The organism is Candidatus Krumholzibacteriota bacterium, assembly GCA_016932415.1.
Classification (GTDB): Bacteria; Krumholzibacteriota; Krumholzibacteriia; order Krumholzibacteriales; family Krumholzibacteriaceae; genus Krumholzibacterium.
The window spans coordinates 1-8,803 of the sequence record JAFGCX010000019.1 but is presented as its reverse complement, the minus strand read 5'-3'; the positions used below and the strand labels follow the sequence as shown (position 1 = coordinate 8,803).

Sequence of the window (8,803 nt, the reverse complement as noted above, 5' to 3'; positions counted from 1 at the left end):
GCGATTGGCTCCTCGCGCGCGGGTTCCATATTGGCCCGGAGACTTTAGCTCTCCATTACCAGAGGCCGGAGATACGACTGCAGTCAGATCCCAGTTCGCCAAAGATTTACAAAATAACTATTGCCAGAGGAGTCCAGATACGGTAGTTAGATTCCTATCTACAAATCACTAATTCCTTCACAAAGAAAACAAACCACGCTAGTAATGAGGCAAGAAATAAACTATTTGAATAGTAGAAGCATAGTATGGCCCATCTGCCACACCCTTTCTTCATTCCCCATTTCCTTTCTTGCTTCAGTTTCTCGTTTTCAATAATTTCTTTTTCTTTTTCAGGATCATTTTCTTTTTGAAGCTTATCTTTCAATCCACTCGCCGCTGCATCAAGCAATCCTATTGACATCAACTCCCAAAGTTCTACAACTTCTTCCTCGGTATCGCGCACAAACGCATCACTGAGATCCTTTTGTATTTCAGGCTCAACTTCTTGCTCTCGTTCTAGCTTTTTCATAAATATTTCATATTTTTTAAAGAAAGTCATAGCCCATGATTCAATTTTTATTACGGCATCACTCCGCAATTTGTTAAAATGAAACAAGAACAATCTTGATAAGAGAGCCAAGATCAGTGCGGCAAACAGTAATATAAAACCCAACAACGCAACTATATCACCTAACAGTATCGTACTGCCCTCAGCTTTGTAAGATATTCCTATAATCACGAAAAACAAAGAAGAGACAAAGGGAATAAACCAATTCATATATTTTTCAATATTATCTAATATTCCGTAAGGCGACTCTTTCTTCTTTCGAAGTTTTCTTTGAAGGATTCGAAAGCCATCGCTAGGTTTATCGATTCTCTTCATTTCTTCACCGGAAAACATACTCATTGCATAATACTCCACATTTGGAATCTAACTACTGTTATCCCGCATTTACTAAACTGCTAACACGCAATTTTATTTCGTTAAAGGGCTACACTGTTTTTTTATTATAACCCACTCAGGATCTTTTATCTCTGGAGTATGGTAGATGGGTTTGTGCGGCGAGATAACGAGGGAGTCTATCACAAACGCGGCAGATAATTCAACAGATATTTTCAGAATTAGATGTCAACAATATTTTACGCTTTAGTAGCAGATCAGGTCCAATCATGCTTCCAAAACCATTAAACAGCATGGAATTTTGCACTTCCTGACGGGAGCCGTAAATTTACCCTCTCTCGGGGCTTGAATTATTCCGTATATATATTATCCTCTATGCAGGACATCTTATCCGGAAAGTCGGTCGAAATGTATTTCAGCAGTCATAAGGATCTTAAGGTCGGAACCTTTCCAACCCTGGAGATACTCGCCCCCGGGCTCTCCCTCCTCTTTTTCTCCAGGGCGGGTGGCGTGAGCCCTGCTCCCTATAATTCCCTCAACCTCGGCCTTGGCGTGGGCGACCTTCCCGGCAACGTCGAGAAAAACAGGGCTGCAGTGATAAAACACCTCGGCGTCGCCCCCCCGGCGATAGCGACAATGGACCAGGTACACGGGACTGGGATAAAGATCATCAAATCAGGCGGGATCCAGCCTGAGACTGACGGAATGATCACCATGGCGCGCGATATCGCCCTGGTGGTGAGCACCGCCGACTGCTACCCGGTATTCCTCTACTCACCTTCTGAAAGGGTCCTCGCCGCCCTGCATGTCGGACGGGCAGGAGCGAGCGGAGGGATCATCGGAAAAGCATTCGATATCCTCAAGGACAGCTTCAGCATCGATATCAGGAACACGCTCGCCATCGCCGGGCCCGGGATATGCGGCAAGTGCTACACCGTCAGCGAATCGGACGCCGCCGCCTTCCCTCCCGAGGTGGCAAAAGAGCGAAAGGACGGCTGGCACCTCGACCTCGCCCGTTTCTGCGCCCTCGAATTCGCCAGGGCCGGCATCCAGAAACAGAACATCCTCTTTTCCAATATCTGCACCTCCTGCTACGGCGAGCTCTGCTTCTCCTACCGCCGCGATGGCGGCGCCACAGGCCGCCACTGGACCGTGGCGATGATCAGCTCGACTCTGTGACGATCTATTTGACTTGACGTCCATAACTGCTTATCCTCATATATGGTTCATTAATGGAGGGCGGCGCCGGTGAGCAGTCATAATAATGATATAATCAAACCGTTCATCGTGATGGAAGTCCTCGAAAGGGCGATCGAGCTCGAAAAACAGGGAAGATCGATCATACACATGGAGATCGGGGAGCCCGACTTTTCCACCCCCAAAAATATAATAAAGGCAGGCGTGGAATCTCTCCGCGCCGGTGACACCCACTATACCGACAGCCGGGGTACACTCGAATTTCGCGAGTCGATAGCCGATTATTACAACAGGAACTACCCCGTTTCGGTAAAACCCTCGCAGGTCCTTGTCACGATGGGGGTCTCTCCCGCCCTTCTCCTTGTCCTGTCGTCCCTTGTTGAATCGCCGGGAGACGAGATCATCCTCGGCAACCCATGCTATCCCTGCTACCCCAATTTCATCCGCTATCTCGGCGGAATCCCGAGGTATATATCGACGCGCGAGGAGAACGGCTTTCAACTCAAGGCCGGCGAGATCAAGGGCGCGGTCGGTCCAAAGACAAAGGGAGTGATGATAAACTCCCCCGCCAATCCGATGGGAACGGTCATCCCCGGCTCCGACCTGAAGGAGATATGCGAGCTCGGCATCCCCGTCGTCAGCGACGAGATCTATCACGGCCTCGTCTATGGCGAGACGGCGCACACGTCGCTCGAATTTACCGATAACACATATGTGCTGAACGGCTTCTCGAAGCTCTTCGCCATGACCGGCTGGCGGCTCGGCTATATCATCATGCCGGAAAAATCGCTCAGAAAGATGCAGATACTCCAGCAGAACTTCTTCATCTCCCCCAACTCCTTCGTTCAGAAGGCGGGGATATGCGCCCTGGAAGAAAAGCACCCGGAAGTCGCGGAGATGATCGCCCTTTACGACAAGAGAAGGAGATTCCTTCTCGAAAGGCTTCCGGCTCTCGGGCTCGATTACAAGATCGAACCGAAGGGCGCTTTCTATATATTCGTAAAAGCCGACCATATCGATCCCGACTCGTACAGGCTCGCCTTCGATATCCTTGAAAAGACCGGAGTGGCGCTGACGCCGGGGATAGATTTCGGGGAGAGCGGCGAGGGGCATCTTCGGATCTCCTACGCCAACTCGATCGAGAACCTCCGCGAGGGGATGGACCGGCTGGAAAGATACCTGGAAGAAAAAGAAAGACTCTGACAGAGGCCCCACCATCGATCAGGAGACTGAAAGGAGCCGAACTTGAAAAAATCGATATTACTCGTTTCGATCGCGGTCCTGTTTCTATCCGGCACGCTCAGCGCGGGCAAGCTCCCTTTCCCCGTATCGATATCGGCGAAGGGAGGGATCGGAACTGCGAGTTTCTCGATGTCCGAGATCAACTCGCAGATCACTTATCTCCGGCAGGTCTATAACACCAACCTCTCCCCGATCGACAACGGCTTCCAGGTCTATCTCGACGGGAGGATATGGGTCTTCGACAGGATAGCTTTCCTGGTCGGTTATGAACACTACTGGGTCGATTCGAGCATGGACGCGACGACCTTCACCCTGATGTACAAGTGCCCGGCGAACGTCTATATGATGGGCGGAGCGGTGAATGTCGTCAAGTTCCCGAAGCTCCTCGATATAAACGTCGGAGCGAGGGGCACCTACACCAAAGCGATATACGGATCGAACGAGGTGACTGAATCGACGAGGCTGCTCGAATACAAGCAGAACAATTACGGATGGGACCTCTTCGCCGAAGCAACGACGAATTTCCTGAACCCGGTAGAGGTCGGACTGATGTTCGGATACAGAAACGCGAAGATCACCGAAATGGAGAACAAGTTCAAGGACATAGCTACCCACGCAGAGACCGGCGAAATAGTGACTCTCAATTACAGCGGGGTCTTCTTCTATCTCACGGCCGGCTTCAGGCTCTGGTAGCGGCCTTCGCCGAGGCAGCGGGCCGGCAGAAAAACCGGTAATTGATTGACATCGATCATATATTCTATTAACTTTTCGTCCTCGAAAAGGACGTGACAGAATGAGACTTTCAAAAGATATAAAAAAATCGGCTATCTCCCTCGATCTCGCCGCGGCGGACAAGGACGACGCCCTTGAAGAGCTCGTCGACCTCCTCTGCGCGGCATACAAACTGAAAGCCCGGGCGGAAATACTCGAAGCGCTGAAAAACCGCGAATCGAAGCAGAGCACGGGGATCGGAATGGGACTTGCCGTGCCGCATGCCAAGACCCCCGCGGTCGATAAATTATACGTAGGGTTCGGACTCTCCCGCGGCGGTATCGACTTCGACTCGATCGACGGCGAGAAGGCGAAGATATTCTTCATCCTCGTCTCCCCCCTCGACGTCTCCGGACCGCATATCAAGGCGCTGGCCGGGATCTCCCGCCTTGTCAAGCATGAGGAATTACGGCTCGCCCTCGCCGAATGCGGCAACGAGAAGGAATTCTTCGACCTGGTCGAAAAGGCCGAGAAGAAGTATCTCTGAGCCTTTAACAGGCAGAAGGAGAAGCGTTGAACATAGGAAAATATATCAGGGAGGATTTTCGAAGGCTCTCCCCCGACGCTCCCCTCAAGGAAGTCGCCAGGGCTTTCTTCGAGTCGGGTGAATCGGTCCTTCCGGTCGTCGAGGAGGACGGCTCGCTTGCCGGGATCATAACAATCGACGATTTCATCCTGATCTTTCTCCCCGAATATATAGACATGATAAGAAGCGTCGACTTCATACATAATTTCGGCGCCCTGGAAAAAGACTCCTTCTCGGTCGAGGAAATGCTCTTTGTCGCCGAGGACCTGATGCGCGTGGACGTCACCGTCCTCGACGTCAGCGACAGCGTGATGAAAGCCGCCGCCGTCCTTCACAAGCACAACCTTCCGCGCATCCCCGTCCTGAGCGGCGGACGCCTGGTCGGCATGATCAGCCAGAACGATGTCTGCAGGGCCATATACGATATGGATGAAGAGAAGTGACGACGCAAACGATTATAGCTCTTTCAGTCTTCGTTATCGCCTACGGCCTTATAATCTCCGAGAGGATCCACAGGACGAAGATCGCGCTGCTCGGCGCGGCGCTCGTCGTGATCTTTCACGTCCTCACCCAGAAAGAGGCTTTCAGTTATATCGACTTCAATACGATCGGGCTGCTGATCGGGATGATGCTCCTGATCAGCGTCATAAAGGAGACCGGCGTATTCACCTATATCGCGATCGTCATCACGAAAAAGACCGAGGGCGACAGCTGGAAGATACTCCTCTGGTTCTCGATCTTCACCGCGGTCGCCTCCGCCCTTCTCGACAACGTGACAACCGTTCTTCTGATAGCTCCGATAACGATACTGATCGCCGAGATGCTCGATATCAGCCCATTCCCCTTTCTCGTCGCCGAGATCCTCGCCTCCAACATCGGGGGAACTGCGACGTTGATCGGTGATCCCCCGAACATACTGATCGGCAGCGCCACCGATCTCACTTTCCTCGATTTTCTCGTCAATCTCGGCCCGGTAGTAGTGATAGTCCTGGCCGTGACACTACTCCTGCTGAGAGTCCTTTTCAGGAAAGATCTCAAAGTCGAGTTCGTCGATTTCAAGAAGGTGATCGAGGGGATGGACGAGACGAAGGTGATAAAGGACAGGAAACTTCTCGTCCGTTCGATGATAATCCTTGGGGTAACGATGGCGGGATTCATAATTCACGACTATCTTGGCCTCAAGCCGGCGACCGTCGCGATGGCAGGCGGTTCGGCTCTTCTCGTCTGGAGCGGGACGGATATAGAGAAAAGGTTCGAGGAGATAGAATGGACGACTCTTTTCTTCTTCATCGGCCTCTTCGTCCTCGTCGGGGGGCTCGAGAAGGTCGGGCTGCTCGAGAAGCTCGCCAACGGCGTCCTTTCGATCAGCGGCAATCTCATCGTCCTGAGCCTCTGCATCCTCTGGGTCTCGGCTATCGCCTCTTCATTCCTCGACAACATACCGTTCGTCGCGGCGATGATCCCGCTGCTGGCAAAGATCAGCATCGCCCTCTTCCCCAACGTCGACGGGCTCGATGAGGCGGCGTACGCGCTCTATTATATAAAGCAGTCCCAGCCGCTCTGGTGGGCGCTCGCCCTGGGAGCCTGCATGGGTGGAAACGGGACTCTCGTCGGAGCCTCGGCCAACGTCGTCATAGCCGGCTTCAGCGAGAAGACGAGCAGCCCCCTTAATTTCAAGAATTATTTAAGGTATGGATTCCCGTTGATGATCGTCTCGATCGTGATCTCAAGCGCCTACCTGCTCGTCAGGTATCTCTTCCTGAAATAAGCCGGTATCGTAGATCTCGAACCTTCCCTTTTCGTTTCTTCTCACCCTGCACGCGGCGATCTTCGGATCATGCTCGAAAAAGAGGATCCAGTCCCCGTCTGCCGCCCTGCCGAGGAGTTCCTTCTTCTCCCCGAGAGTCTGAAGTGGGTGGTGGTCGTAAGCCATTATGTACGGAAGATTTACATGGCTGGCAAGCGGGATTAGGTCTCCGCAATAGAGGAGCGATCCTTCACCGGTCTCGATGAGCACGACCTGCTGACCGTCGGTATGTCCGTCGACCGGCAGCACTGTCACGCCGGGAAATATCTCCGCCTCGCCATCCAGAAGCTTGAGCCTGCCAAGATCGGCGATCGGGAGGAAATTCTCGGGGAAAAAGCTCGCCCTGTCCTTTTCGTTCGGATTGAGGGCGGCATCCCACTGCCGTTTCTGTATGTAGTGGACGGCGTCTGGAAATGAGAGAGCCGGTCTCCCTTCTTCGTCGAAATATGTATATCCGCCGGCATGGTCGAAATGAAGGTGAGTCGCGATGACATCTGTTATCGCGTCGGGATCGATACCGCTGGCCTTAAGGACATCTCTGACCGGCAGGCATTCGATCAGATAGTTCTTCAGCATCTTCTCGCCGAGCTTAGTCCCCGCGCCGCTGTCGACGAGCGCCCTGCGCCCGTCCCCCTCGACATAGAGCGCTCTCATATGCATCGAGATCCGGTTGTCAGCGTCGGCAGGGTCGGTCTTCTCCCAGAGCACCCTCGGAACGACCCCGAACATCGCTCCGCCGTCGAGGCGGAAATGCCCTGTTTCGATAGCCTTGAGCGTAAAACGGCCAAGTTTCATCAGAGAGCCTCTGTCCTTACAGCGGTCCCGTAGGCGAGCAGTTCGGCCGCCCCGTCCATCATCGAGGAAGTGGTGAACCTGAATCCCACGACGGCGTCGGCACCGAGAGCCTTGGCCTCGTCGAGCATCCTGTCGAGGGCCTGTTCGCGCGATTCGGCTATCATCTTGGTGTATTCGACGATCTCGCCGCCGACGATATTCCTCATTACAGCCAGGATATCCCTGCCGATATTGCGCGCCCGGATCGTATTCCCCCGCACGAGGCCGAGGGTCTCCACGATCTTCCTGCCCGGTACCGTTTCCAGAGTGACTATTATCATCTTTGATTCCCTTCAGCGCCAGGCCGCCGCTACCTCTTGATATCCCTGTACCTGTCGACCTTCCGCTGGTGTATCCTTTCGCGCACGACAGAGGCCAGCAGTATGGCAAGCCCTGTCAGCAGGAGAATAATAGCGATCTTCGAGATTGTCAACTCGCCCATGTCCCTCACCGCTCTGTACAATTCGTAAAGGATGATGAGGATACCGCCGAGCAGTATGAATATCCACGCGGTCTTTCTCTCGATCCTCCTGTAGATCGACTTCCAGTATCCGTCCCAGAACGAGTCCCGCGGGTCCTTGATGACGACCCCGCGGGTAAGTATCCCGAGCCTGTTCATCTGGGCGACAGCTTCCCTGCACGCCCGGCAGGAATCGAGATGTTTTTCGAATTCCGATTTTTCCTGAAGCGACATCTCGCCATCGAGATAACGCATTCCATCCGTTTCCATCCGTTCACAACCCATCACGCATCATCCCCTTCCATCTGGGACTCGTCAAACCTGTCCTTCAAAATGCCATAGAGAGCCTTCCTGGCATAGAAGAGGCGCGACATGACAGTTCCCTCGGAAATCACGAGAGTCTCCGATATCTCCCTGTACGACAGGTCGTAAAAGCAGCGCAGGACCATAACCTCCCTGTGCTCTTCCGACAGGGCGAAGAGACCCTTCCACAGCGCTTCGGCGTTCTCCTTCCTGATCATGCTGGTGTCTGGAGAAGCCTCGGTGCTTGCCTTTTCGATAAGGATATCCATCGATATTTCCCTTTTTCTCGCCCTGCTGCGGATAAAATTGAGGCAACGATTCCTCAGTATCCTGTAAAACCACGGGAAAAAGGGTTTATCGGCGTCGAAGCTCTTGCGGGCATTGTGCGCCGCGATGAACGCTTCCTGGGAAAGGTCGCGCGCGTCCTCGCTGTTGCCCACAAGTCCGAGCGCGAAAGAATAGGCTCGTTGTCTCGTCACAGTCACGATCTCCTCGAACGCCCTGACGTTACCCTTTTTCCACTCAAGCAGGGTCTCTCTGGATATCTCCGTTGTTCTTTCCAATTCACTCTCACTTATAGATACAAGACAATGGCCGATATTATTCAATAAAATAAAACGCCCCTGACGGGCGCTTCAATAATACTCCGGGCGCTTGTCCAAATGAAAGAAAAATATCGCCGCCCCGGGCCGCCGGGCGAGATACTGTCAAATGTTGTGTATGAGATTTTTCTCTGCATCCACGGTCACCTCTTTTAAGCTGCTTTAGCTTCTAATCCATCCT

11 protein-coding genes are annotated in these 8,803 nt (G+C 52.9%); 6 read left to right on the top strand and 5 right to left on the bottom strand.

Going from position 1 to position 8,803, the window contains the following annotated elements; all coding sequences use genetic code 11:
• Positions 1–154: 154 nt before the first annotated feature.
• Positions 155–886 (bottom strand): hypothetical protein, encoded by a 732-nt coding sequence (locus JW814_07190; protein ID MBN2071227.1) that lies wholly within the window; start codon positions 884–886, stop codon positions 155–157.
• Positions 887–1,288: 402 nt separating this feature from the next.
• On the opposite strand from JW814_07190, the gene JW814_07185 reads away from it, so the two are divergent.
• The 6 genes from JW814_07185 (at position 1,289) to JW814_07160 (ending at position 6,384) form a co-directional block, all read left to right on the top strand.
• Positions 1,289–2,059, top strand: coding sequence for a laccase domain-containing protein (locus JW814_07185; GenBank protein MBN2071226.1), 771 nt, complete (start codon positions 1,289–1,291; stop codon positions 2,057–2,059).
• Between the two features lie 111 nt (positions 2,060–2,170).
• Entirely contained in the window at positions 2,171–3,280 is a 1,110-nt protein-coding gene (locus tag JW814_07180; GenBank protein MBN2071225.1) for a pyridoxal phosphate-dependent aminotransferase, read from the top strand.
• Positions 3,281–3,322: 42 nt separating this feature from the next.
• Positions 3,323–4,012 carry a hypothetical protein gene (locus JW814_07175; GenBank protein MBN2071224.1) on the top strand — a complete coding sequence of 230 codons (690 nt, stop codon included), beginning with the start codon at positions 3,323–3,325 and terminating at the stop codon, positions 4,010–4,012.
• A gap of 100 nt (positions 4,013–4,112) precedes the next feature.
• Positions 4,113–4,577, top strand: coding sequence for a PTS sugar transporter subunit IIA (locus JW814_07170; GenBank protein ID MBN2071223.1), 465 nt, complete (start codon positions 4,113–4,115; stop codon positions 4,575–4,577).
• A 26-nt stretch (positions 4,578–4,603) separates the two neighbouring features.
• Positions 4,604–5,059: a CBS domain-containing protein gene (locus JW814_07165; protein ID MBN2071222.1), complete on the top strand. Its 456-nt coding sequence runs from the start codon at positions 4,604–4,606 to the stop codon at positions 5,057–5,059.
• Positions 5,056–6,384: an ArsB/NhaD family transporter gene (locus tag JW814_07160; protein ID MBN2071221.1), complete on the top strand. Its 1,329-nt coding sequence runs from the start codon at positions 5,056–5,058 to the stop codon at positions 6,382–6,384. Before JW814_07165 ends, JW814_07160 begins: the two co-directional genes overlap by 4 nt.
• Here JW814_07160 and JW814_07155 read toward each other — a convergent pair.
• The 4 genes from JW814_07155 to JW814_07140 are packed head-to-tail and all read right to left on the bottom strand — an operon-like array spanning position 6,343 to position 8,583.
• Positions 6,343–7,218, bottom strand: a complete 876-nt coding sequence (locus JW814_07155) for an MBL fold metallo-hydrolase (GenBank protein MBN2071220.1) — start codon at positions 7,216–7,218, stop codon at positions 6,343–6,345. The two genes, JW814_07160 and JW814_07155, sit on opposite strands and share 42 nt — an antisense overlap.
• Complete coding sequence (locus tag JW814_07150) at positions 7,218–7,538, bottom strand: YbjQ family protein (GenBank protein MBN2071219.1); 321 nt, start codon at positions 7,536–7,538, stop codon at positions 7,218–7,220. Before JW814_07150 ends, JW814_07155 begins: the two co-directional genes overlap by 1 nt.
• Before the next feature lie 29 nt (positions 7,539–7,567).
• Entirely contained in the window at positions 7,568–8,005 is a 438-nt protein-coding gene (locus tag JW814_07145; protein ID MBN2071218.1) for a zf-HC2 domain-containing protein, read from the bottom strand.
• Positions 8,002–8,583, bottom strand: a complete 582-nt coding sequence (locus JW814_07140) for an RNA polymerase sigma factor (GenBank protein ID MBN2071217.1) — start codon at positions 8,581–8,583, stop codon at positions 8,002–8,004. The genes JW814_07145 and JW814_07140 overlap by 4 nt, the downstream gene beginning before the upstream one ends.
• Positions 8,584–8,803 lie beyond the last annotated feature (220 nt).